This window comes from Syntrophomonas wolfei subsp. wolfei str. Goettingen G311 (assembly GCF_000014725.1).
Lineage (GTDB): Bacteria > Bacillota > Syntrophomonadia > Syntrophomonadales > Syntrophomonadaceae > Syntrophomonas > Syntrophomonas wolfei.
Map to the genome: position 1 here is coordinate 2256122 of NC_008346.1, position 25732 is coordinate 2281853.

At 45.2% G+C, this 25732-nt stretch carries 19 protein-coding genes; 1 reads left to right on the plus strand and 18 read right to left on the minus strand.

Annotated features, from left to right (window positions below; all coding sequences use genetic code 11):
• Positions 1-70 precede the first annotated feature (70 nt).
• The 6 genes from lpdA to SWOL_RS10250 form a co-directional block, all read right to left on the minus strand.
• Positions 71-1459, minus strand: coding sequence for a dihydrolipoyl dehydrogenase (lpdA, locus tag SWOL_RS10225; RefSeq protein WP_011641366.1), 1389 nt, complete (start codon positions 1457-1459; stop codon positions 71-73).
• Positions 1460-1891: 432 nt separating this feature from the next.
• A complete protein-coding gene (gene gcvPB, locus SWOL_RS10230) occupies positions 1892-3352 on the minus strand; it encodes an aminomethyl-transferring glycine dehydrogenase subunit GcvPB (RefSeq protein ID WP_011641367.1) in 1461 nt (486 codons plus the stop codon).
• Positions 3349-4665 carry an aminomethyl-transferring glycine dehydrogenase subunit GcvPA gene (gene gcvPA, locus SWOL_RS10235; protein ID WP_011641368.1) on the minus strand — a complete coding sequence of 439 codons (1317 nt, stop codon included), beginning with the start codon at positions 4663-4665 and terminating at the stop codon, positions 3349-3351. Before gcvPA ends, gcvPB begins: the two co-directional genes overlap by 4 nt.
• Position 4666: 1 nt before the next feature.
• Complete coding sequence (gene gcvH / locus SWOL_RS10240; protein ID WP_011641369.1) at positions 4667-5059, minus strand: glycine cleavage system protein GcvH; 393 nt, start codon at positions 5057-5059, stop codon at positions 4667-4669.
• Positions 5060-5174: 115 nt separating this feature from the next.
• Complete coding sequence (gene gcvT, locus SWOL_RS10245) at positions 5175-6275, minus strand: glycine cleavage system aminomethyltransferase GcvT (protein WP_011641370.1); 1101 nt, start codon at positions 6273-6275, stop codon at positions 5175-5177.
• Between the two features lie 215 nt (positions 6276-6490).
• Positions 6491-7492, minus strand: coding sequence for a M15 family metallopeptidase (locus tag SWOL_RS10250; RefSeq protein ID WP_011641371.1), 1002 nt, complete (start codon positions 7490-7492; stop codon positions 6491-6493).
• A 415-nt stretch (positions 7493-7907) separates the two neighbouring features.
• On the opposite strand from SWOL_RS10250, the gene SWOL_RS10255 reads away from it, so the two are divergent.
• Positions 7908-8243 (plus strand): cupin domain-containing protein, encoded by a 336-nt coding sequence (locus tag SWOL_RS10255; RefSeq protein ID WP_011641372.1) that lies wholly within the window; start codon positions 7908-7910, stop codon positions 8241-8243.
• A 165-nt stretch (positions 8244-8408) separates the two neighbouring features.
• Here the strand turns inward: SWOL_RS10255 and SWOL_RS10260 are convergent, their stop codons facing one another.
• The 12 genes from SWOL_RS10260 to SWOL_RS10310 all read right to left on the minus strand — a co-directional run bounded on the left by SWOL_RS10260 (position 8409) and on the right by SWOL_RS10310 (position 25721).
• On the minus strand, positions 8409-9044 hold the full coding sequence (locus SWOL_RS10260; protein WP_041427529.1) for an Ig-like domain-containing protein: 636 nt from the start codon (positions 9042-9044) through the stop codon (positions 8409-8411).
• 498 nt (positions 9045-9542) lie between these two features.
• On the minus strand, positions 9543-11381 hold the full coding sequence (locus SWOL_RS10265; protein ID WP_011641374.1) for a DUF1533 domain-containing protein: 1839 nt from the start codon (positions 11379-11381) through the stop codon (positions 9543-9545).
• A gap of 185 nt (positions 11382-11566) precedes the next feature.
• Positions 11567-13252, minus strand: a complete 1686-nt coding sequence (locus tag SWOL_RS13705) for an Ig-like domain-containing protein (RefSeq protein WP_207635290.1) — start codon at positions 13250-13252, stop codon at positions 11567-11569.
• Positions 13253-13367: 115 nt separating this feature from the next.
• Positions 13368-14840 (minus strand): hypothetical protein, encoded by a 1473-nt coding sequence (locus SWOL_RS10275; protein WP_011641376.1) that lies wholly within the window; start codon positions 14838-14840, stop codon positions 13368-13370.
• 182 nt (positions 14841-15022) lie between these two features.
• Positions 15023-16126: a molybdopterin-dependent oxidoreductase gene (locus SWOL_RS10280; RefSeq protein WP_011641377.1), complete on the minus strand. Its 1104-nt coding sequence runs from the start codon at positions 16124-16126 to the stop codon at positions 15023-15025.
• 137 nt (positions 16127-16263) lie between these two features.
• On the minus strand, positions 16264-18141 hold the full coding sequence (locus SWOL_RS13710; RefSeq protein ID WP_011641378.1) for an S-layer homology domain-containing protein: 1878 nt from the start codon (positions 18139-18141) through the stop codon (positions 16264-16266).
• 175 nt (positions 18142-18316) lie between these two features.
• Entirely contained in the window at positions 18317-19882 is a 1566-nt protein-coding gene (locus tag SWOL_RS10290; protein ID WP_011641379.1) for a purple acid phosphatase family protein, read from the minus strand.
• A 643-nt stretch (positions 19883-20525) separates the two neighbouring features.
• On the minus strand, positions 20526-21077 hold the full coding sequence (locus tag SWOL_RS10295; protein ID WP_011641380.1) for a hypothetical protein: 552 nt from the start codon (positions 21075-21077) through the stop codon (positions 20526-20528).
• A gap of 336 nt (positions 21078-21413) precedes the next feature.
• Entirely contained in the window at positions 21414-22088 is a 675-nt protein-coding gene (locus tag SWOL_RS10300; protein ID WP_011641381.1) for an SOS response-associated peptidase, read from the minus strand.
• A gap of 30 nt (positions 22089-22118) precedes the next feature.
• Complete coding sequence (locus SWOL_RS10305) at positions 22119-22520, minus strand: secondary thiamine-phosphate synthase enzyme YjbQ (protein ID WP_011641382.1); 402 nt, start codon at positions 22518-22520, stop codon at positions 22119-22121.
• A 54-nt stretch (positions 22521-22574) separates the two neighbouring features.
• On the minus strand, positions 22575-22670 hold the full coding sequence (locus tag SWOL_RS15320; protein ID WP_160328919.1) for an FAD-binding protein: 96 nt from the start codon (positions 22668-22670) through the stop codon (positions 22575-22577).
• A 42-nt stretch (positions 22671-22712) separates the two neighbouring features.
• Positions 22713-25721, minus strand: coding sequence for a cyclic nucleotide-binding domain-containing protein (locus SWOL_RS10310; protein WP_011641383.1), 3009 nt, complete (start codon positions 25719-25721; stop codon positions 22713-22715).
• Positions 25722-25732: the final 11 nt, after the last annotated feature.

The following is a 25732-nucleotide window of genomic DNA, read 5'->3' on the forward strand; positions in this document are numbered from 1 at the left end:
TGCGCCCATGCCGGGCGCACACAATAAACTCCCTGACAAACCTGGATTTGCAGGGAGTTTTAAATAATATTTATTTGCGGGGTGGTTTCAGGTGGATAGCCCGTCCCTGTACATCCAGGAGGGCTTCGTAGAGGGTTTCTCCCAGGGTAGGATGGGGATGAACCATATGCAGGGCCTCTTCGACTTTCATACCCAAATTAACCAGCAGGCTGGCCTCCAGAATCAAATCACTGGCATGAGGTCCTATAATATGTACGCCCAGCACAGTATCGTCCGGGCTGCAGATTACCTTGATAAGTCCCTCGCTTTCCCCCATAGCCACAGCCTTGCCATTGGCCGCAAACTGGAATTTACCGATTTTGCAATCAATACCCCGGGGGGCCGCTTCTTCCTGGGTCAGGCCCACCGCCGCTATCTCCGGGAAAGTAAAAATACAGTGCGGAATCGCCTCGTAGTTTAATCGGCTATCCATCCCCGCCATCCTCTCCACCGCTACCCGACCTTCTTCCGAGGCAACGTGGGCCAGCATGGGAGGACCGATTACATCTCCTATGGCATAAATCCCTCCTACACTGCTCTCGTAATCCTGATTAACTTTAATGAAGCCCTGCTCCGTCTCCACTCCCAGTTTCTCCAAATTGAGACCGGCAGTTACCGGGGAGCGGCCTACCGCCAGCAGTACCAGATCAGCTTCATATTGCACATTTCCCTTCTTGTCGCTGGCAGTGATCAGCAGGTGATCATCCTGCGTATTAATGCTTTCGACTTTTGCTCCCGTCTTTATCTCTATCCCCTGCCGTTTAAAGAGAACACTCATCCGCCGCGCTATTTCCTGATCCAGGAAAGCCAGGGCGCGAGGAAGGGATTCCAATACCGTCACCTGGCTGCCAAAGGCCTGGAAGATGCAGGCGAATTCCATGCCGATGACTCCCCCTCCGATGATGAGGAGGCGGCCTGGTATTGCGCTTCTTTCCAGCAATTCTTCACAGGTTAAAACCCCGGGCAAAGCAGCTCCCGGTAAAGCAGCGGGACGAATGCTCTCTGAACCGGTGGCAATAAGCAGGCGCTCGGCTCTTATACTTTCCTCCCCGACCCTGACCCGGCCAGGTTCTTCCACTACGGCCTCACCTCTGATTACTTCCACTCCATGGGCTTGCAGGAGATCGGCCACTCCACCGGCCATCTGCTCCACCACCGCATCTTTGCGGGCGCGGGTTCCGGCCATATCCAAACGAGCCGGCTCCGCATCCAGCTGTATGCAGAATTCGTCCAGTCTCTGCAGGCTGCGCATTATTTCGGCATGGCGGTAATATGTCTTGGTGGGGATGCAACCCCGGTTCAGGCAGGTTCCGCCCAGCTTATCCTTTTCCACCAGGGCTACCTTCATTCCCAGTTGACGGGCGCGAATAGCAGCCACATATCCCCCGGGACCGCCCCCTATTACCAGCAAATCATTCATTTCTTTTAGTATTTCCTTTCTGATTTTACGGCAAAAAGTTATTATTATTTATTGGCTTGTATAAATATACCGCTCAGCTCCCTTAATAGCGACCGCAGGGAGCATCAGTTGTGCCCGACAGGGCGCTTCGCATGGGCAACACCTGCGGCTTGTCTCGCGGCTCAAGGGGTACCGCGCTAATCTCCCGTCCATGGGCGATAGCGCTCTCGCGACGTCCTGTCGCTCGCCCCCTTTCGCCTGCTCGCCTTCGCCGGTGCAACCTTAATAGTGACATCCGAAAGATGGAACATCAGGAGTACCCGAAGGGTGCAGGGTGCAGGGTGTTTTATCCATGCTTCGCCAACGCTCGCTTTGTATATTTATGCAACCCTTATGCAACAAAAGGTTTTTTGCAGCGGAGTCCTTTCTCGAATGCTCAAGTTCGGACAGGGGCTATTCAGCTCCCAATCCCGGCCAGCGCAGTATCGGCTGACGGGCAGCCCGAACCTCATCCACCCGCTTGATTACTGTGCTGTGCGGGGCTTGATGCAAAATATCTGGGTTCTCCCGGGCTTCACGAGCGATCTCCCGCATAGCGGCGATAAATTCATCCAAACGCTCCCGGCTTTCCGTTTCCACCGGCTCAATCATCAAAGCCTCCTTGACAATTAGAGGGAAATAAACGGTGGGAGGATGGAAACCATAATCCATCAAACGCTTGGCTATATCCAGGGTGCTGACCCCGTTTTCCGCCAGTTGTTTTTGCCCACTGGCTACAAATTCATGTTTGCATAAACGGTTGAAGGGTATGTGATAATCCTCCTGTAAATGATGACGGAGGTAATTGGAATTGAGAACGGCCAGCTCGCAGGCTTCCCGCAAACCCGGCCCGCCCAAAGCCATCATATAAGCGTAGGCTTTGACGATAACCCCAAAGTTACCATAAAAGCTTCTCACTTTCCCTATCGATAAGGGGCGGTCATAGTCCAGATAATAGCCCTCTTCTTTCTTTTCCACCAGCGGATGGGGCAGAAAACCGCTCAAAAAATCCTTGACCCCAACCGGCCCAGAGCCCGGTCCTCCACCACCATGGGGAGTGCCAAAGGTTTTGTGCAGGTTGAAATGCAATACATCAAAACCCATATCACCTGGCCGGGCTACCCCTACTATGCCATTAAGGTTGGCCCCGTCATAATAGAGCAATCCGCCATCGGCGTGAACAACTGTGGCTATTTCCTCAATCTCCTTTTCGAACAGGCCCAGGGTATTGGGATTGGTCAGCATCAGGCCAGCTACTTCACTGCTCATACAGGCCTTGAGATCCTGCAGATCCACCAGACCTTCCTCATTGGATTTAACCTCAACTACTTCAAAACCCAGTACATGGGCGGTAGCCGGGTTGGTTCCATGAGCTGAGTCCGGTACCAGTATTTTGGTCCGAGCCAGGTCCTGGCGATGCTGGTGGTAGGCCTTGATTATCATCAGACCAGTCAACTCACCGTGAGCACCAGCGGCCGGCTGTAGGGTAAAGCGATCCATGCCCCCTATTTCACAGCATAGTTTTTCCGCCCGGTAAAGCAATTCCAGGGCACCTTGCACACTTTCCTCCGGCTGGTAAGGATGCAGGTTAGCAAAGCCAGGCAGGCGGGCCGCCCACTCATTGATTTTGGGATTGTATTTCATGGTGCAGGAACCCAAAGGGTAAAAGCCATTGTCTACCCCATAGGCTCGTTGCGATAGTTCCACATAATGGCGAACTACCTCTACTTCGCTCAGTTCAGGCAGCAAAGGAGCTTCAGCCCGCAAGAATTCAGGGTTGATTTCCGCAGCGGGCTCGATTTCCGCTACATCACAGGGCGGAAGGAAAAAACCGCCTCCACCAGCTACACTCCGGGCAAAAATCACTTTGCTCATCTGCATTCACCTCCTATCAAAGCCGCCAGCCGGTCAATCTCGGCCCGGCTTCTCTTTTCCGTAAAGGCCAAAAGCAAAGCGCCGGGCAGTTCATAACCCCCGATAATACCCTGCTCCAACAAGAGCCGGTTAATCCGGGCCGGGTCGTCAAGCTCTACGGCAAATTCATTAAAAAAGGCCTGGGGGTATTTCAAGGATAGGCCATAATTTTCCATCTGCCGCCGGGCATAAATCGCCAGCTGGTGACAGCGGGCCGCTATATCCACCAATCCCTGCCGGCCGACCAGGCTTAAATAAATACTGGCCGCCAGGGCATTCAAAGCTTCATTGGAACAGATATTGGAACTGGCTTGCTCGCGCCGGATATGCTGCTCCCGCGCCTGCAGGGTCAGCACATAGCAGGTCTCTTCATTGCTGTCCACGCTCTGGCCGACCAGACGCCCGGGCATTTTCCGCATATACTTCTTGGAACAGGCCATAAAGCCCAGGTAAGGACCGCCAAAACTCAAAGGATTGCCCAGAGGCTGCCCTTCCCCTACTACAATATCCGCCCCCCATTCCCCCGGCGACTTTAGAAGACCCAGGGAAATAGGATTGACCACCATGATTAAAAGGGATTTGTTGGCGTGAACCGCCTTTTCCCATCCAGCTATTTCCTCTATACAACCGAAGAAATTAGGCTGTTGTATAACCAGACAGGCGCTATCCCGGTCTAATAGAGCCAGGGTAGCTTCCTTATCTATTATGCCCTCCTGTTCCGGTGCCATAATTATCTCCATCTTGCCCGAAATCGCATAGCTTTTTACTACTTCCAGGTATTCCGGATGCAGGGTGGCGGGAAGTATCACTTTTCTCCTCCGGCTGCCTTCGCAGGCCATCTGGCAGGCTTCAGCCAGAGCGCTGGCTCCGTCATAAAGAGAGGCATTGGCTACATCCATGCCGGTCAAGGCGCAGATCATGGTCTGGTATTCGAATATAGCCTGCAGTATGCCCTGGCTTATTTCTGGCTGGTATGGGGTGTAGGCGGTATAGAATTCGGAACGGAGCAAGAGTTGGTCCAGGGCAGCCGGGATGTAGTGGTCATAAGCCCCGGCCCCGAGAAAGCAGGGATAATCATCCAGATTCATGTTCTTGCCGGCTAGTTCCTTAAGATGGCGGTTCAATTCCATTTCCGTAAGGCCCGGACCCAGCTCCAGATCCCGTCCCAGCTTGAGCCTGTCCGGTATATCGGCAAAAAGTTCCGCCTTGTTTTTCATCCCGATACTGAAAAGCATTTCCTCCACTTCAGTAGGAGAGTGGGGGCTATACCTCATTCTATTCTCCCCCCTGCTCTTTCTGGCACAGCTCTTCATAGGCAGCAGCTGAAAGCAGATTATCCAAATCTCCCGGATTATTCATGGCCACAACCACAATGTAATTGGCATAAGGGTCTTCGTTAATCAATTGGGGAGCATCCTCCAGTTCCTCATTAATAGCCACGACAGTGCCGCCTACCGGGCTATAGATAGTTGAAGCGGCTTTTACTGACTCGATAACCCCCAGCTGCCCTCCGGCCTCCAGTTCATCATCCGGCTCCGGCATTTCCACAAAAACTATGTCTCCCAGTTCATGCTGGGCATAGTCGCTAATACCGATCCAGGCCTGGTCTCCTTCTACCCTTACCCATTCGTGGCTTGGAGAATAATACAAATCTGCAGGTATTTTCACTTCTATCCCTCCATAATATTCTTTAATTAGGTATCCCTCTGACAAGGGGATGTTTTCTGTCGGTTTTGCCGGATATAAAGCTGATTCACTACAATAGACTTAAGAACTCCATTCTTTATGAAGCCTGGGTTTTTTTCCGATAAAAAGCCCCGGTAACAATCTGGGCTTTAACTGGTTTATTGCGGATCATAACCTCAACTTCCGCCCCTGGTTGGTAGTATTCCCGATCTACCAGTGCCAGAGCCAGGTTTTTTTCCAGGCTGGGAGCCAGGCCGCCGCTACTTAGCTGGCCAATTACTTTACCCTCCTGGCAGACTTCGTAATGAGAGCGAGGTATACCCCTCTCCAGCATCAATAGCTCCGCCTGCACCCGCGGGGGCTGGCTTTCTTTTTGCCGTAGCAGAGCCTCCCGGCCAATAAAATCACCACAATCAAACTTCACAAAAATACCCAGGCGGGCTTCCAGCGGGCTGATATCAGGTCCCAATTCCTGCCCGTAGAGGGGCAGTTTGGCTTCAAAGCGCAGGCTATCCCTAGCCCCCAGACCAATGGGGGCAATATCCTCCCCACCGGCCGCCAGAATAGCTTCCCAGACATCTATCGCATCCTCCGGAGCCAGGTAGATTTCAAATCCATCCTCGCCGGTATAGCCTGTACGAGAAATAATAGCTATTTTCCCCGCTATTTCCACATTAGCCTGAAACCAATAATATTTAATGCTATGCAACTCTAAATCCGTCAGTTTCTGCAGAATCTGCTCGGCCAAAGGCCCTTGAATCGCCATTTGGGCATAATCATCCGAAAGGTTTTCAATTTCCACGCCGGGAAAAGCATTTTTCTTGATCCACTCAAAATCTTTATCGGTGTTGGCGGCATTCACCACCAAAAGATAATGCTCGGTCGTATACTTGTAAACCAAAAGGTCATCTACTACGCCCCCGTCAGGATAGCACATTATATTATACTGCACCTGTCCCGGCGCTATTTTATTGATATCGTTGCTCAGCAGGTATTGCAGAAAAGCTTCGGCCTTTTCACCACGGACTTCTATTTCCCCCATATGCGATACATCAAAAAGACCCGCCTTCTTCCGCACCATGTGATGTTCTTTAATGATACTCTCGTACTGGATGGGCAATTCCCACCCGCCGAAATCCACCATACGACCATTATACTTCTGGTGCACGGGAAAAAGGGCTGTCCTTTTCAAATTCAATGTTCCAACCTCCTTGTAGTTTCATCATATTAAAGTTTAACTACAAATGAAAACTACAGCAAGTAAAAACATGAATAAAGCAGAAGATAGGTAAAAAAACTGCTGGGCCTGACGATAATATAGCAAAAAATCCGCTTTTTTCATAAAAAAACGGCCTATCTGGATAAGACGTATATGCTAGAATTGCTACTTTTTTTCTCAATTATCCATACCTTTTACTCCAGTAGTTCATAATGCATGGAATCACTATAACTGTTGCCCCAACTGAATCCAGCCGGCTTAAAAGCCTTTTCCCAGAGTATCAAATTAGGGTCATTGGCTTCCTGCTCAGGGTCAACACGGCGAAAATGATTGGCGGCATTGATATCTATGGCAGTGCCCCAGGAATGCCTGCTCAGTCCTTTGGCCGAATCCCAGTTCACATGCCGAGGCACAAATGTCCCATCCATGGTTTTAACCAGGCTCAAGAGGGGAACCTCTTTACCGTTTATCCAGGCACTGCCATTTTTTATGTAGTTAAACGCCCGGATAAAATTATCACGGGCTTCCTTATGTACCTGAACCTCCCGGTCTAAGCCCGGTAGCGTTATGGTAACTATGTTTTCCGCCATCCACCGGGGATCGATTTCTATCCTGCCACCACTTAGATCTTTATAGCGGAACTGACCAAATGAGCCCTGGACTTTGCTTATATGGGGAAATGGAGAATTATCTGCAGAATTCTGTGACGTAGATTTGCCTGCCTGGGGATATTCGGAATTATCCGCAACTTGGCTCAGCTGCGAATTCTGGGATTTACCGGTGGATGTCTGCGCTCCTTCAACCATCCGGGAACTTTGCTCATTACCTGCAGCACTATTCCCCGCTCTCGAAACCTCTATCCTGTCATTGCTTATTTTCTGAACCATATCCTCTTTCTTGTTGCTGTCATTGCTTGTTTTATTAGCCATGGCCTCCTTTTTGTCAACAGGCAAATCAACCTTTTTGTCATTGACTGAATCAACCGGAACATCTTTCGGCTTCTCCGCTATTAGCTTTTTTTCCTCCTGGGCTCCGTCCCCGCTTGTCATTCCTTCCCTATGTAGCTGATTTCCTTCTTTATGTATCTGAATCGTACCCACCGTAGATCTGGCTGACCTATATTCCGGAATAATAAGAAAGGCCGTTAATAATGTCAGTGCCACAATTATAAATATCCAAGAAAATTTCTTATTCATAATATCCTCCAAGAATAATTACCTTTGACCGGCCTCATTTGCTAGCAACAACACCTCCTACTCCCAATAATGTATTTTTCTCACTTGTTACATTACAATTGTATTGATAAGTAAGAAATATCGTCAAAGGTAATATAAGCCAGGTTTATTCAGTGTAAGCGCCAGTATCCAGTCACCCTTCCACGGTTAATTTTCTCCATGCGGTGAAATGGAATGGAGGCGGAGCAGGTGAAATCCGGTCAAAATGGATATTAGTATATTACAGGGTCTAAGATCAAATATATGATTAAGCCAACACCTAAGTTTTGCTGCTTAATAAGGCGGACATTGACTATTTGAGGCTATGCATATTAAACTAATAGCTAACCAAACATAATACAAAACAGGAAGGCATTTCCGCAAAGGAGGGGTTAAGATGGAAATTAAGGAGAAGAAAGAATACCCGCAAGGCAAATTCAAGCTGGATAATTTCATAGACTACCAGACCGCAGCAGTGGTTAGCAAGACCTTGATTAATCGTCCCAGTGGAACCATTACTTTATTTGCTTTTGATGAAGGGCAGGGATTAAGCGAACATACCGCCCCATTTGATGCTGTAGTACAGATTGTCGATGGTGAGGCTGAAATCATTATTTCCGGTGAAAGCTACTTTTTAACCAGCGGGGAAACCATTATAATGCCTGCCGGTGAGCCTCATGCCTTAAAAGCCATAAAGTGCTTTAAAATGCTTTTGACCATGATTAAATCCTAAAAATTAAACCAGGCCATCAGCTTCTATTTACTTCTTTTAAAAATCGAATTACCCGAAGGGTATGTTCACAATTTCCCATAGATGGATATGTATTTCAGCACACATAAATGAGCACCATTGCTTCCCTTTAAGATAAGCAATGGTGCTCCCTTTAATGTTGCCTTTCTAGTTAACGGTAAAACTCATTTGGTAGCCACTCTTTAATGGCTCCCCATCGGTCGTTTCAATACCGGGGTTAATATAAATTACATAGCTTTGGCCAGACTGGTAATCCTGTGCCGGGTATATGACAGCCCAGAGGCCATCATTCTCTAGTACTACTTTTTGAATCCCTACCTGGCTATTGTCTGTTGTTTTCATTATATTGATTTGATCTTTTAATGTGTTAGGATTTGCGGGCTTGTTAAAAACAACCCTCCATTTTTTATCGGGATCGCATGTTTTTGGATCTAGTGCTTTATAAATACTAACTTGTAACGATTTATTGGCAACATTGCTCCCATAGCCAGCTACTACTGTTAAGGTCCCATCAGCAACTTGAGGAACCGTAAATGTACAACTATAATTACCACTGGCATTTGATTTAACAGCATCAAAAAACACTATATTTCCCAAAGAATCAACAATTTTAATACTTACCCACTGATTCGGATCAGCGCTACCAGATGCAGTTATACTATCGCCTATTAATGCACTGCTATTACTCAAATTTAAACTGACGGAAGCGCCCAGGGCAAGCCCGGGAAATATCGATAATATAAGCAGAGCGGCAACAATAAAAGCAATTCTTTTCTTGGCCATCAATATCACCTCTTAATCATATCTCCGACTTCATAATTGCACAAAAATGCATAATCAAAATGATTCCTTTACCTCTTTTAACAGGTAAAAGGACTTCTTGATAAAAGCTTTTAAACGAAAATCGTCTTGCTGATTTATCTTATATAAAGCCCCCCTCGCTACAAAGTCACGCACAATCAAGTTTGTTTAAAATAAGCCAAAACTTAAAGCAATATCACTTATCCGAGCAATAAGCGAAAAAATCCGGATGTTTTAAGTATCGGCAGAAACTGCGGAGCAGTTTCAACATAGCACTGCAACGAGGCGGGGGATTAAGAACCCACCGCCTGTTTTACTAATAGAAACCCGACCGCTTAAAGAAGTGGGGGACATATTTCACCTCGTTATAATTTTAGCCAAATTGGCTATACAAAGCATCGACCCCAGTTTACACCACTCTAGCCTGCTGATCAATATTCGCGAAAATCCCTCGCGCTGGCATTACACTACTGTACTTCACTACTGCAAAACCACCGGATTGACATTAATATCATTGCTGAGGCGGTCAACAATATAGACCTTGATGACATCGCCTGGCTGTACATTGAACCCGGCTTGGGCAGTGTTGGCGACATCAAAGTCAGCCACAATAGCATTAAGCTGCAACTCAGTGCCTTTCCGCAAGTGAGTAAATACAATGCATTCATTACCCACATTTGGAACTATCGCTGCAACGGAAACTGCCAAATATTTCAGACCACTCTGTCCCGATTTTACGGTCATAGTAGAGATACCGTCCGGGGTTGTGCCTATGGTATAAACATTATCTTCTAACGGAGTCAGCTTGTATAGCGGCCTGGCAGTGCTTAAAGTGGTAATGTGAATTTCGCTCACCCATTTCACCATCGAGGAAACGGTGCGATCCTCCAAATAGCTTTGTCCCATCATCAAACGCATGGTGTGGGTGGTATCCAGCTGAGCGCTATTACTGATCAAGTTCTCAGCAGCTCTGGTAGCTATGATGGTATCAACCACTACTCTGTTTCCTACAGCCGGGTAGTAATAATGTTCATTGAAGAGCTCATTTTGGGGATCGTTAAATTTTACATCATAGCCATCATTGGCTCTTACGGTAATGCTTTGTATTTGCTTAGTATTTATCGATACATATTGTGACAGAATAGCGGCCAGGGGCGCTCCTTGCCCGGTAAAGTAATTCATTTTGCCATCTTTATGGTGGGAATAATATCTAAGTTCATTATTTGGATTCAGGGCATTAATTTGCCCAGTGGTAATAGTTATTGGATTAGCGTTATCTACCCAGATTTTCAAAGCAGTGGTTTCAAAGTTTTTACTGATGGTCTGGGTGACCGTGGCATCACTATAACCGATAGCTTTTACAGTTATGGTGTAGGTGCCGACGCTTGTAAATACGCTGGCATCAAGAGAAATCTTGCCAGCTGTACCGGTGTTGTATTTGCTGTTTTCCAGTATAGTGTTGTTCACCTTGACCTCGCTGATAGCATTGCGCCAGGCTTCATTATCGGCGAAAGTGATATTTATGGGATTGCCTACTGTGTTGTTACTGTCAGGGGTCAATATCGGAGCATCCGGGATGTCCGGCAGAACTATATCTAATCGGTTGACCCAGCGGCCAAACCTATTGTTGGTGATCACATTATTAGCAATATCATTGGCGGTCTGCCCGAAGCAAAAGCGAAAGGTGGTACAGCTTGAGGATTTTACCGTTGGATCAGCTGGAACAACCATCTGACTCCAATCCAGATTGCTGAGAAAACGTCCCTGGTAGGAAGATAGTGCAAAAATGGGATCGACAGCGACTGGACTAGCATCGGAACCGGGGCCGGGCTTGTTGTTCTCGGCATCCCATTTATTCACAATTTCGGGATAATAGTAACGAGGACTTGCGAAAAGGTAATCATAAGCATAGAAGCTTGACCAATCATCGGTGGAATATATTCTGATGCCCTTTAAAGAAACAGGGTCAATTGTAATATTGGCATTATATTTGGCATTAATATCAGCAACTAGCCTATTCAGGGTAACCCCCTTAGTTATGGCTATGCAGGGAGCTGGAGCAGAGTCTATCGATGAATAGTAAGCCACATCACCAGACAATGCTTCCATTTCGGCTATTGAATAAGTATGGACAGGAATGATCTCTCCATTATCATTTATATTTACCACAAAACTCGCCGCTGGGTAAGACTCACTTACCTTGGCCAATGCCACACCCGGATGGCTCAACCCTAATATACTAAAAAACATGATCAAGACTACCATGCAGGCAACAGACTTCCTGTTATGGGTCCTTATTCTTCGTTTCATTAAACGCATAACTTATTACCCTCCTCATTTTTAATACGATCCAGCAGTTTATTATCAACAATTCCTGTAACTATACAAACGATAAATGTAGACCTCCTACTATGTACCCAGATAACAGCAAACACCTCCAGTAAGTTTTTTCATCCAGATTCCTGGGTAAATCAGGTAGTAGTCCTCATACCGCCCTGGCTACATTATTGCAAATTTCTCTCGCTTACCTCCTTCTTGTATTCTTTGTATTTTCTGCCTGCACCCAGGCAAAAGAGAATTAGCGAAGTTATCCCGATTGGAAGATTAGCATTACCATACTCGTTTCGCGGCTTTAAGGGTATAATATCTGCTGACAGTTCAAATATTTTACCTAATTGCTCCGACTTAACAAGATCGCTTTTATTAGCCAGGCGCTGCTTTCCCATTGACATTGCAACTGGGTCCGATTCCTCCTGTTCCTCCCGGGCTTGAGTGCTGCCAGCCACGACCGCTCTCTGGCTTTCGACGAGATTAGCGGTGGCATGCACAACGCAGTTGGCCGTTAGCTTACCTTCAACCGTAGTGGCGGTAATGGTAGCTGTCCCCGGGGAAACAATTGATACCTGTCCGCTATTATCTACGCTGGCTATTTCAGGATTACTGGAGCTCCAGTTAACACTCTTGTTGGAGGCATCAGTGGGTCCTACCATCGCCTCCAAAACAACAGTACTGCCAATCAGAGCATGAACTACATGCTGATTAAGTCTAACCTCGCCAGGTGGCTGGCCAACCAGCATTACGGATATTTCATGAATCCATTTGGCTGAGCGCATAGATGTTATGGTACTTGTATCCACCTGACCAAACAGCAACCTTAAACCATTACTTTCGTCCATCTGGCTAAAGTCAGGAGAGGTGGCAAAACGTTTCCAGTAGTCCCGAATAGCAATAATCGGCTCAACTTCTACAGCACCTTCCTCAGCACCGGGTAGAGCTTTATTTTCATCGTAATCCCAATATATAGGTAAATTAGGATAATAGTAACGCCTGGTATCCAGCAAAAAAGATTTGGGCAAGCTCTGATACCACCCCTTTTCCACATCAGTGGTATAGAAATAGAGAGTGTCTATAGAGTTGATATCAATACCGGCACTATGTAGAATGTCGCTCAGTTTTACTCCTTGAGCTGAATCTAAAATAACCGATGGCATGCTATCAATAAAAGTATAGGCCTGCTGCACCTGGGGCATTGCTTCCAGTTCATTCAAGGTAAAAACCTTCATGGTGTTATAAGGGGTACCAAAATAGCCCGCCTTAACCGTTAGATTTGCTGACAGGGTTCCTTCTTCCCGCCGGGGAGAAGTTTTGTCTTGGCTATTGCAACTATTAACCGTGCCCGGCAGTAGTTTGACTGTCCTGTTATCCTCATCCCATTGCAGTTTTGCCCCCAGTGCTGTTGCCACTGATACTAACGGGACATAAACCCGGTCGTCAATAATGGAAACTGCTGTTCCCAAGGGCAATTCCTGCCCATTAATTCTGGCTTGGGAACTATCTATACGCAGTCGGAGGATGTCCTTGCCTTTACTAACGGTAGCTGTTTGTTGCTCGGAATCCCATACTACTTTCATCTGCAGGGCTCCAGCCAGCGTTGAAATCGGAACCATAATTTGATTCTCGATGATAAGTGGCAGTGGGTTAGTCATAATAACCTGGTCGTTACTATCGATAATAGCAGGTGGAGCCGCTTCCTGGGCCATTGCCGTCAGAGAAATGCTCAGGCTGCTGATAGCCAGAATCAATGCTGCCAGGCAAAATATTCCCAAGGCTATGGTGCTGCCATTTCTCCAAAACCTGATTACTTGCCCCGATTTCTTAATTTGCCGCATAGCCCTGTTTATAAATCTCACCTCCTTATAATGGTTTTTTCTGGCATCACTGATACTCCCTGGCACTAGGGATAATAAGCTTCATCAAGTTTCCCGATATTCTTATAAATACTGGATCGTATTAAGATGATTATGTTCAAGGGCTAATACGCCAATAGGGTACAAAAACCGTATCAGCATTAAAATCTAACCGGGGACTTCCACCGGCGTCTGTCCCCGGAGTCGCGGTGATTATTATTCTACCAGGCCACTTACCAGCGATTCCTTGCAGATAGCCATCAATCATCTTTACTGCGGATAGGGTTGGAGCAACTACCTCGCTCTGGCTTTCATGCCTGGATGTAATACCTTCAAAACAAAGCATTATGAGATCATAGCCTTGATCCAGCTGATTCAGGCTCAAAGCATAGAGCTCGTCATCGGCTGTGCCGTTAGCATTCTGGTCGTTTGCCGGTAGCGCTTCTATTTCCATGTTTAGCTGTCTGCCAGCAGGTTGTAATAGCAAGGCTGGTTTTTTTAACTGCCTGGCCACAGCAAAAAGCGTGGGTATCTTCAATTCTTGATCCTGGACGGTAGTAATGCCGTTTTCCTCTGGCGATTTTCCGGTTACTATAGCCCCTAGCCAGACCTGTTTTTCCAGCGGATATACCCCACTAGCCTTTAGAGCTGCTCCCGCGTTTTTTAGAAATGGCAAGTAACCTTTGGAGAGAGCTTCACTATACAAATGGTAAGTTAAGCCCGGTATAACTATCACCAGCACCTTCTCATTATTTTCGAGATAGCGCCGAGCATCATAGAAGGCATCCATTATACTGCTTGGCGGAGGGTTAATTATTACTCCGGCTACCTTATCCACACAGTTACGATCATCCAGCTGCAAGTAGCTTATATAATTGTCCTTCAGTTCAAAAAAGCCCTGATTTTCTAGGAAGCGATGTTCCCCAGCAACACCCATCACCAACATCCTGCTCCCTTCCTCTATCGGGATAAAGTCAGCCAAGCGGAAAACTTTCCGCCGGGTATAGACCGCACTGGTATAACTTTTTCCCTGATTTTCCACCACAGCTTGGCCTTCCGCATAGCAGTAGTCCAGCCAGTCTCGTTTATAAAGCTGACCCGGTGTAATCCTGAATAATTCCTTATCCGGCTTGATAAGCGTAATAGCAAAATAGGGAGGACATTCCTTTGCTATTACCACTATTTCCTTTAGCATTTTGACATTACTATTAATAGGATGCTTTAGATTAACTGCTTCCCAGCCGTTTTGGGCAGAAAAGAAAATATAGGAATTCTCCAGCCCTTCTGCTGGAAATGAGGATGTAAAGCCATCATTGCCGACTAAATATATCTGCCCTGCTGTTGCTATAGGTTGGGCCTCCGCGATAATATCCATCAGCCTCATCGCTTGATAATTGTTACCTTCATGGCTTATATTATGTATCTGTCCCAGCTGCTTCGGGTCTTCCAGTTTCACCACCCGTGCAACATCTCCCAGTACCTTCAAAGGAGGTATATAGCCGGGATTGGGCTGACAATTGGCCCAGAACAGGCCTCCAATAAAGCCCAGTAAACCTAGGCCCATAGCCAAAAGCCAATTTCTCCTGTTCATTACTTTAACTCCTTCTCCCCCGCAATCAGCAAAAGCAACTTGTGATATTGATTAATGTTTTTAAAAGTAGTCAAATACTATTTTCCTTGTACATATATTCGTTCCAATATTCACATGGGCAAACCTGTGATTTGCCTTACGGCTTGAGGGGATTTTGCACTGCTTCCAAATAAACCCTGTGATTATTCTCTGCATTCAATGGAGAGCAGGTCCTCCAGGTTCTTGTCCACTGATCCCGGGCAACTAAAGGCCAAAACTCCCTGGCTTTCATATATCAAGCCCTTTCCCATCTCATTAGCTGTCAGTTCCAGACTGGACCCATCAAGGCTGTTGAACTGATATTTGCTTGCCCGGCTCAGGCCAGTCTGCTTGATTAACCCGGATAAGTCCATTGCACTTTTCCCATCTGATCTTTGTGGGGGTAATACTCTTATTCCCTGGAAATAAGACCAAAAGCAGGTCTCACCATAATTAATACAAAGTACGTCCCGCACATGCATGCCCTGGGGGAGGTTAGGAGCTAAAAATTTCGGCGATTCCTTTCCGCTTATTTTGATATAGGCTGTTATAAAATTAGATGGGGTTTCGTTTTTGTGCAAGCCATCACTGGCTTTGATAAATACATTTTTAACCCTATCCGTTCCGGCATAGTTATCTACCAAATCCTTGGTTTTAATAGCCTTATCCACGCTGTCAAAATGTTCGTAGTCTTCCTGGGGCAGGTTCTTAGCAGCTGTCTCCAGGAATACTACTTTTTTTACTGGGCTTTGTTCAGCTCCAGTTTCCAGATCAATCTTATGGAGCATCCTTACCCAATACATCGCTCTCTCACCAGGAATTACCACTCGTATAGGCTGATTCTCAAGATCCAAGTCTTTTCCATTAATTTGGTAAGCAAGAATAATGGAGCGGTTTTTAAAAACATCAGGGGGAAGCGATATGGAATAACCATCCAGAGCAGTAAAGCGGATACTACTGTAATCCTTAACGGACTTACCTTCTTGTTGTAATATGTTTTCCAGCAAAGGACCGGTACCTTTAATCTTGATGCTTTCGCCATTGGCTCGGGTTGCTTGTGCTTTTTTGGTAACTGCGGGTAGTTTTTTCAGTTCTTTCACGCTAATTCTATAATCACTATCCTGCAGCCCGGTTATGATAATTTCTTGACCATCATTGACAGTAGCCGTATTATTAGCATTTTCAGTTTTTTCTATACAAGCAAGCAGGCTTAATATTATGCTTAACAATAGCCCAATCATAAGCAGTTTCTTTACCTGTTTTGGCATTTAACTTCCCCTTTTCCTACTCAGCTTTTCCACTTGGAATTTACCACCAGAATGCTGGTAAAATGTCCGCAGCTTGATCGTTTAAAAAAATCATGTGTATGGCAATATTCTTTTAATACTCACCAACATTCATCTTTTTAAAGCTTTAATGCCATGGCTATGACTGTAACTGCTTCAGCTCTGCTCGCATTACCAAGGGGCTTAAAGCTATTATCCGGGTATCCTTTTATCACCTGGCTTTTCACCGCTGTGGCTACAGCCCTCCGGGCCCACTCCGCAATGTTGTAGCTGTCATGAAAGCTGTTTTCTTCCGTTACTGGGGTAAGTCCAGCGGCTTTTACCACCATTACCGCCATCTGCTCACGGGTAATCGGATCATCGGGACCAAAGGTGCTGTCATTGTAGCCACCGACAATTCCTGCGGTAGTGGCTATTGCGATATAATTTTGGGCCCAGTGCCCATTGGTATCGATAAAGACTTTTCCTTTAAGATTGCTTAGATTAAATGCTTTTACCAACACAGTAGTGAATTCTGCTCTGGTGATACCGGAATCAGGTTTAAAACTGCCGTCGGGATAACCACTTATGGCTCCACGGGCAAGTAGTTGCTTAATCCTCTCCCCCGCCCAGTGCTTGTCAATATCGTTAAAAGAACTATATGGGGCCACGTTAATAACCTGCTTGGAAAAATCCACCTTGCTTTCAGGCTTTTTCTCTTCTAACTTGGCAACTTTGAAAACCCGACTGCAATCTTGTTTTAATTCCGGTGCCACAAATTGAATACTATAGTCGCCAGCTTCTACCTCCCTGGGCAGGGTAAATTCTCTGCTGAATTCGCCGCTTTTATCAATATTACTGCTATAAATACACTGCTTGTCGGGAGCTGTAATCTTGAGTATGGCGCTATCCAGGCCATGAACAGTTCCACTTATAATAACTTTGTCCTGCGGTTTGAAAATCTGTCCTGCTTGAGGAGTTATTAAGGTGATATTGGCCGTAATGGCTGGCGCCCCTGTTACCAGAAAAGTCAGCTTACTACTCAGGTTAGATCCCAATTCAGGTCCGATCTCTATGCTATAGTTACCAGGTATGGCATCTTTTTTTATGTCATATTCCTTACTGAATTTGCCATCACTGACTTCAATGTCAAAAACAGTGTATATTTCATAACCGTCAGGATCACTGATACTTAATGAAAGTGATGAATGATTTTCCACTGTCCCCCGGATATCCACCTTATCCCCCGCCTGGTAACTTGCATTTACCGCTGGTGAGCTTAATGTAACTTTTGGATTAAGCGGGGAGGCTCCCCCTCCTGAATGTAGCTTGCCAAATACTTCGATCTTATTTATCCATTTTACAAAGTTCATATTTATGCACTCTTCGGGACTGGCCTGTCCCAAGCATAACCTCAAGCAGCTTGCGCTATCCAGATTGCTCCAGTCAGGTGTGCTTAAAAATCGTTCCTGAGATGAGCTTATAGCTAACATTGCTTTAACCGGGATGGCTCCCTGTGTTACTATCTCATTATCTTTATAGCAATGGGCATTTTCGTCCCAATAATTGTCCCAAGATTCAACTATTTTGGGATAATAATAAGCATTTCTTTCCAGAAGTGTATACCGATCTATTTTTTTTACCAAATCATCTGTAGCATAAAACTTTATGTAGCTTATCGAATTTATTTCGATACCTTGACTGATCAGAAAGGTTTCTAGATCAATACCCTTACCGGCAGTAAACACCGGTGCCGGCATACTATCTATAGATGAGTATTCTCGCTCTACCTGCGGCATACTTTTAAGCTCATCAATAGTATATTTATTCAATTCAGAAGCAACTCCATTATCGTTGAGTACGACTACTAATTCAGTAGCTGCTTCGCTGGAATCACTTTTGGCTATGGCCCATTCACAGTTGAAAAGCCCCATAAAACAAAACAATAAGATAAGAATTCCCAGCATAATGCCCCTGATTTTTACATCAGGCTCAAACCCTGACTTTATATACTGCACTTCTTCTCTACCTCCTGTACTAGTTCTAGTAGTTAAAAGGAAAGCACACCATGCTTTGTTAAGAATTACACCACCTTCCTGTGTTCCAATCTTGATTCATTGTATCCCCTCGTTTTTTTTCCATTACTTATTTCGATTACCTGGGAAACTAAAAGCTAATAATGAAGGATATTTGTTATTGCAATACGATTGGATTAAAATCAAGCGCATTAGTTAAATCATCAAGCACATAGGTTTTGACTATATCTCCAGGTTTGACATTAAAACCTGCCTGAGCAGCCTTGACCAGGTCAAAATCAGCCTGGGTAGCGTTCAAATTAATTTGCTTTCCATTTCTCAAGTGAATGAAAATCAGTGTTTCCATTCCTTCGTGAGGCTTTACCGGGGTTAGCTCTACCCCAAAATACTTTAATCCCGAATTGCCTTGATTCACGGTCATGATTTCCAGACCATCGGCGTTAGTCTCTATTTGGTAACTTGCATCTTTTATTGGAGCAATCAAATACTGGGCCCGGGCTGCAGGCACATTCCCCAGTATATAGCTGTCAATAACCAGCCCCTCAGCGTTCCGGGAACTCAAGCTAAGACTGTCTCCATCAATGCTTAATAGTTGGTAATTGCTGACATTAGCCACCTGCTTGGCGATATATTCTCTGTCTTCACCAGCAGGATAGAACTTGCTTCCTGAATTGCCCATAATATAAACAATACCTTCTCCATCTGCCTGCACCTTACCCCCACGCAACGGTTCGCTCCGCATGTAGACGTGTTGGTGACCAACAAATACTATATCCACCGCGCATTGTTCAAAAAAAGGCACCCAGTTTTCCTCTAAATTATAAGAATGACCATCATCTACCACCGGGTAAGGGGGATAGTGGAAGACTAGAAACTTCCACTGCTGCTTGCTATTATTAAGGTCATCCTGCAACCAGTTTTTGAGCGTGTTGTAATAAGGTTTGGAAACGCCCATTTTGTTGCTGTTTAGCACCGCAATGTGACAATTGCCATAGTCAAAGGAGTAAAATTCTTCCTTAAATCCTTCCGGGCCATTCCGGGGCATAGCAAATGAATTCCAGAATAACGGCGTATCATCATGATTACCTGCTGCCGGCAGCAAGGGAAGCTGTTTAAAGGTCGGGGAAGCAGCGGCAAAGAACTGCTGCCATTCATTGTTGCTATTGCCATCATGAACCAAATCCCCACCCAGGAGGGCAAATCTTAAATCGGGGTTTTCCGCGGCAACGTGCTTAAGCATTTCTCCCCATTTGTCATAACCTTTCTGAACATCACCCAAATATAAGAAGGAAAATTTGCCACCAGGGGTAGCAGTGGAAAAGGAGGCAGGCTCACTCCAGACCCCTTCCCGCCCAACACGATATATATATTTGCAGTCAGGGGCCAACTGGAACAAGGTAGCTTCACAATGGGAATAACCGGTATAAAGCTCAGTTTTCACTGCTGCCACTCGGGAAGCACTGGTAAAACTACCGTTATAATTGGCAGCAGGCAGGTACTGGACCCATTCCTGATCGGCAGCGCTATCGCTCCGCCAGGCCATAGTCCGGGTAGTCTGCGGATCATCAGTCCAGGATAGCATGATATGATCAGGCAAGCCGCTCGGCTCAGTAGTAGCTATATCCGGGTTTAATGCCCCCGAAAGGCTGAACAGAAACAGGAAAAAGAGCAGAGATATGGCCTTCTGTTTGGAATCACGCAGTAGTTTTAAATTCAGAAGCATAGTTCTATTCTCCCAATCTTTTTTCAAACGGCTTCTCCCGGGCTATTGGGCTATATATAGCTCATCGCAGAAATAAAACGCGCTGCTGTTATTCGCGTTACGTGAAAAATGCGGCTAATTACTAACATAAAATAATATAAACATACATTACTTGACATTACTCTAATTGCTATATCTTATAATGTCAACCATGCTTTTCCTGTATTTCTTGTTTAATCGCTATAATCCTGTACATTCTGTGGTTTTAGCGGTATACAAAATTTGCGGAACAGTTATTAGTCTTTCTTGTCAAAACTTTTTTATCATAAACATATTTATAGATAAACTAATATAAACCAACCAATGTGAAATTACTGTTGGTTGTCTACTTTTGATAGATGGGTATAAAATTGGAAAGGAAATGAAAGTCTTTTAAGGAATTGTTTAACGATGTTCCGTTACCTCAAGAAAAGAAATACTTATTGCAAAGGCGTAATAGTTGAGTCTTTGGAAGGGTGATCGTCTTTAGAAATAGGCGGTCTAGAGGGAATATTTGTTTTTCATGGCCTTAAGTGCTTGTGGCAAAAGCTCAAAAAAAGAACATTGACAAAATTATCTTAGCTTTTGTCAATGTTCAGGGTAATTTGCTTTTAAACAGGATTACTTAATCAACCTTGTATAAAAGCACATAAGCAGTAGTGAAATTACCTATTCTTAGAGTCGCAGGATCGGGTATTGTATTTATATTGCGGATGGTTACATTGTCCAGGGCACTAAGCGTTAGCGTGGTTGAAGCCGTTAATGATTGACCGGCGGAATTAAAGTCTGATTTAACTACACCATTAACCACTACTCCCCAATGCTGAGGATTATTCTGGGTTGTATAAACCGAAAATGTTATATTGTAAGTGCCGTCAAGAGTAACGCGAATCCCAGCCGTCCCCGGGGTATGGTTTATGCCGTTTAAGGGGCCGTTATTGCTAAATGTTATATTGGAGCCAACTGCTACGTTTTGGGTGTTTAGCTGAAATACATAACCCCAAGAAGCCACACTTTCACTAGGCAGGTCCTGAAGAACCGGCAGATTCTCGGAACGGCCCTTCTTAATTGTCCTGGCACCAGCGGTAGTTTTTGGCCCTCTGGGACTTTTCGGCCCAGTACGGACCTGACGATAGCGGACATTGGGGGGAGCAAGTAATCCATTATTAATATCCATTTCATCACCCTTTTACAATATTTACTTACCTAATATATGATTTGTGCAGATAAAGTGTTAATTATAAATTAACGGTGCCAGGCACTTAAGTTGTTAAGTTATTGAAGCTGCCCCCTGCAAGTATTACTGATACTCCCCGGCCCTTAGTATTAATTTTGTCCCTATAACTCAGGGTAAACCTGGTCTGAGTGCGGTTCACTTTTAAGGATACTGCGCAAAAATATAAATATGCTGCACCCATTTTTCAACGCTACTTGTACTTGCGGGTATGGGAGATAAGAAAAGCAAGGGATAAGGGGTGAGGTAACGCATGAAAGCATAGTGAGAAAGGCTCAGTTAATCGATAGGCTCAATACACTGCGGGTCGTCATTTTTTGGGCTGTTTACCCGGTTGGATACCGGATAGGCGATGACATCGTTTACAGACTTTAGCTGCTTTAAAAATAAACGAGCTTCAGCAGCACTCTTTCCATTGAATCCGTGTAACCAGTAATCCTCCTGATCTCGCTCCAGGATAAGTGGCATCCTATCATGAATATGAGCCAGGGATGGAACCGGGATAGTAGTTACTATGGTATAAGAATGAAGAATTTCTCCATTGGGATTACTCCACTGTTCCCAAAGGCCGGCAAAAGCAAACAGCTGCTTGGACGGTATGATGATGCGTACTGCCTGTTTGCCCTCCTTTGTCTTTTGCCATTCATAATAACCATCCGCTGGAATGAGACACCTGCGTTCCCTTACTGCATATTTGAAGGATGCCTTTTCTTCAAGGGTTTCCACCCGAGCATTGATGAGCTTGCTGCCCATACTCCGTTCTTTGGCCCAAAAAGGTACCAAGCCCCATTGCATCATCTCCAATTGCCGCTGGCCGCTGCGTTCCAGCACAATCGGCATAATCTGGGTAGGTGCAACATTATAGCGTGCTTTCATCTGTTGATTCGCTTTAGAACAAAGAAAACGTTCCGCTACTTCATCCAATTGCACAGCAAGGGTATAACGACCACACATAGTATCCCTCCCAGCTTAATCTAATGGATTTTAAATGGCAGATACTTTAACATAAAAAGAGCGTTGACGCGGACCATCAAATTCGCAGAAATAGATTCCCTGCCAGGTTCCCAGCAACAAGCGGCCAGCTGTTACTGGAATAGTTTGCGATATGCCTATGGTGCTGGCTTTTAAATGGGCTGCGGAATTGCCTTCCCTATGGCGATAAGCCGGGTGCTTCCAGGGGAAGAGCTCATCCAATCTCATTAGAATATCCTGAACGACGGTCGGGTCGGCATTTTCGTTGATAGTAATAGCTGCGGTAGTATGCGGGCAGTAAACCAGTACCATCCCTTCCCGTACTCCTTCTTGCTCGACCACATTCTGAACCTGAGCAGTAATATCAATCATTTGCTCGTGCTGCCCGGTTGTTAGCTTAAGCTGATGCAGCATATGCAGCCCTCCTCTCAATAAGCTCCCCTCTCTTCTACAGTCAAATTTTGCCATTTAAACTGTAGCCTTGCCTCTGGGGGTCAATTTGATGTTCTTTGCCTGGGCCAGACGGACCAGTTCCACAAGCTCCTGCTCCGATTCCGGCTGCACGATGCCCTCAGGAATAGCATCACCTACCAGGGGTGGGTAGGGCTAGGCCATCGTAATTAACATCTTTTCTAGTTTTCGGTTCCGCCCACTGATTGCTTTGATAAAACCCATCGCAATATTGGGATAAAGACTGCACAATCTATGTATATCTTTTCCTTCGAGAATTAGAAGAGTTGCTTCACTTAGAATGATTTGGGCAGTAAGTGAAGAAGCCGACTGGTCAAATACACTGCTATCTCCAACGGTATCGCCGGTTCCTCGTACTGCAATTGTGGCATTAACTCCTGCGCCGGCAGAGTAAGCGCTTAGTTCAATATGACCATCGATAATAACATATAAGTTGGAGTTGGGTTGCCCTTCCTGTAATAGCACGGTACCTTCATCGTAAATTTCTAACCTGGCTACCCGAGCCAGGAGGCCTAGTTCTTCTAGCTGCAAGTAAGAAAAAAGCTCCACACTCTTTAATAGCATTACTTTGTCCAATAAACTTAGCATTTCACGATCCTTCATAGTATTTCCCCCTTCCAGCCTCGATAGAGCCGCTGTGCTTATTGCACTGAACCAATAGTCATCTAATGATTGAGCCTTTTTTAACTTAGCCTTTACAATGTCTGCACTCGGTTTAGGAATAGTTGCTGGCGAAACCATGGCCTCCAACATAGCCCTGGCTAATCTGCGATCAACCAATCCTTCAGATAACGCCTCCAGCGATATTTCTCTAAGCTCTATATCTTCATCCTGGCTAGCAGTTCTAACTCTAGAAACTACCAGGGGATCATAAATGCTTCCTAGTACTGCCCAGCAACCCTCTATCTGCAGTGAATATATTTCCTGGTAGCGAAGGAAGGCTACATTAGCCAAATCAGCATAATTTAAGCTCTTAATAAGTGATGGTACTTCTTTAAAAATAGCTAACTGTTCCAAACGTTGCAGGCAGCTATCTATTAATAATTTGCTGTGTCGATCTTCCCTATTCAATGCTGATAATGCTTTGATTATGCCCAACCAGGAACGCAGGTCGGTTTGTTTATTAATTTCATCCAGCAGAATTGGCACTGCATCTTCTCCCATGTCAATAAGCGCTTGGTCGGCTACTTTATGAAAGTCGCGGTCTCCTTTGGCATATACGTCTATAATTCTGGGTATAGAGTTACAGATTTGTAGTTTGCCTAAAGCTTCACAAGCGGCCGTTCTTAACTGGGGGCTGCTATCCAGCATGCTTATTAATCGCGGTGAGAATTTGTCCAGACCTGCTGAACTTATGGCTTGGCAAATAGTTGCAGCTGAAGTTTCACCCTCATCTAAGCAGCGTTTCACGGCATCTATTACTTTTGGGTAGTTTATCGCTTGTTCCAAACTGCAAATCGCTGTAACAGCATGGGCTACTACCAAAGAGTCAGGATCATCAAGTGCTTGATATAATTGATGCCGATCTAGATTTAGGACTGGCCACAAGTCTATGGCTGCAGCTCGGACTTCAGGTTCTTCATCCATGCAACATGCCATTATTGACTCCTGGTGATAAGATGTATTGTCTAGTCGCAAACAGTATTTTAGAGCACTTCTGCGCACATCAGCACAAGAGTCCTTTAGTAAATCGCCAAGCCTCGGTTCTAAAGCATGAGAATCCAACTGCTCCGCAATTTCTAATGCCAGGGTTCGTTTACGATCGTCGGGATGATGCAGAAAGGAAAACAGCTGGGTTAAAAACGTCGATGGTACATAGCGGCCTAAAAAAGCTGCCCCATTTTCGCTTAAATCCTTAACACCATTGCCAATGGATCGTAGCAATTCGTTAAGATACATGCCTCTAGTTTTCCAAGCAACAAAAGTAGCTATTATTGCCAAGAGCAGGGCAGATACCAACATTGACTGCATACTGATTATCCCCGCAGAGTAGAGAGCTGAAACCGCTGCCCCACCTATCATTCCGCCAAGAATTATTAAGGCTTCAACTAAAAAACGAATGCCATCTCTACCCTGGGGAGGAATTACCTTGAACAATAATTGGTAGGAGGGTTCACCTAAAACATTTACCATTATTTTGGTTATCAGATAACTTATAAACACTGCGCCCAGTGCCCAGGGCCCAGAGGTAAAGATAATTGTAATTATAAAGCTGCAACCTAACCCGGCAACTACCAGCAATAAGACATTGCCTACCCCGAGCAGCGACATGATCCGGCTTAGAAAGCCCAGCTCAATGACCACGGCAACAACGTTGGATATGGCTAAAAAAATGGCCAGGAATCCAGCTAATTGAGCCTCATCGTTATAAGTAATTCTAGCGACGGTATTGAATTGGTAGTCCATTAAAAAGTATAAGGTCATAATTAAGGTCAGCAAGGACAGCATACCCAGCAAAAACCGGGAGCGATATATACTAACAATACTGTTTTTTAAGTTTGTGGGTTCTTCAACTGTGAGTGCTTTCAAGGGGGAAATGTAGTATTCAATAGTCTGAAATAAATAATAACCTCCGCCCAATAGAAACAAAGACCAAAAAAGATAGATGATTTCTACGCCGATGGGTGTCAGTAATTTGCCAATAACACCTGCTGCAATGCAGCCTATAGTGGATGCGCCAGCCATTAAGGGAAACAACCTTTTGGCTTGCTGAGTGGAACAAACATCCAAAGCAATTAACCAAATTAGAGGGGTAAGCTGGAAAAAGACCACCATTGAAGTGACTAATAATATAGGATAGAAAACTGGCCAAAGCGAAAAAGCAAAGAACTTGGATAAAACTAAAACTAATCCATTTAGCAATACTATTCCTGCCATCATGCCATAAGTAACGCGAAGAAAACGAGAGCGATCCATGCGGCCCGATAAGTCAGCAATTAATAATGACAACAGCAAAAGGCCAGCCGCTTCCAATACATACATTAAAGGCAGATATTCAACACCATATCGAACATTAAAAATAGCAGTAGATGAACTAATACCTAGAACTTCACCCACACCCAAGGAGAAAAACACGGGAATCATTAATCGTAGCCGATGGGTATCATCAGGTCGAACTAATAACTGTTTTCCAAGTACAAACAAGTAATTTACCT

What these genes read in the sequence shown, in the direction of transcription:
- gcvPA (WP_011641368.1), bottom strand. Translation starts at nt 4,665, where the DNA reads ATGAGGTATAGCCCCCACTCTCCTACTGAAGTGGAGGAAATGCTTTTC.
- lpdA (WP_011641366.1), bottom strand. Translation starts at nt 1,459, where the DNA reads ATGAATGATTTGCTGGTAATAGGGGGCGGTCCCGGGGGATATGTGGCT.
- SWOL_RS10265 (WP_011641374.1), bottom strand. Translation starts at nt 11,381, where the DNA reads ATGCGTTTAATGAAACGAAGAATAAGGACCCATAACAGGAAGTCTGTT.
- SWOL_RS10290 (WP_011641379.1), bottom strand. Translation starts at nt 19,882, where the DNA reads ATGCTTCTGAATTTAAAACTACTGCGTGATTCCAAACAGAAGGCCATA.
- SWOL_RS10295 (WP_011641380.1), bottom strand. Translation starts at nt 21,077, where the DNA reads ATGGATATTAATAATGGATTACTTGCTCCCCCCAATGTCCGCTATCGT.
- SWOL_RS10280 (WP_011641377.1), bottom strand. Translation starts at nt 16,126, where the DNA reads ATGCCAAAACAGGTAAAGAAACTGCTTATGATTGGGCTATTGTTAAGC.
- SWOL_RS10250 (WP_011641371.1), bottom strand. Translation starts at nt 7,492, where the DNA reads ATGAATAAGAAATTTTCTTGGATATTTATAATTGTGGCACTGACATTA.
- gcvPB (WP_011641367.1), bottom strand. Translation starts at nt 3,352, where the DNA reads ATGAGCAAAGTGATTTTTGCCCGGAGTGTAGCTGGTGGAGGCGGTTTT.
- SWOL_RS10300 (WP_011641381.1), bottom strand. Translation starts at nt 22,088, where the DNA reads ATGTGTGGTCGTTATACCCTTGCTGTGCAATTGGATGAAGTAGCGGAA.
- SWOL_RS10275 (WP_011641376.1), bottom strand. Translation starts at nt 14,840, where the DNA reads ATGAACAGGAGAAATTGGCTTTTGGCTATGGGCCTAGGTTTACTGGGC.
- SWOL_RS10260 (WP_041427529.1), bottom strand. Translation starts at nt 9,044, where the DNA reads ATGGCCAAGAAAAGAATTGCTTTTATTGTTGCCGCTCTGCTTATATTA.
- SWOL_RS10305 (WP_011641382.1), bottom strand. Translation starts at nt 22,520, where the DNA reads ATGCTGCATCAGCTTAAGCTAACAACCGGGCAGCACGAGCAAATGATT.
- SWOL_RS10255 (WP_011641372.1), top strand. Translation starts at nt 7,908, where the DNA reads ATGGAAATTAAGGAGAAGAAAGAATACCCGCAAGGCAAATTCAAGCTG.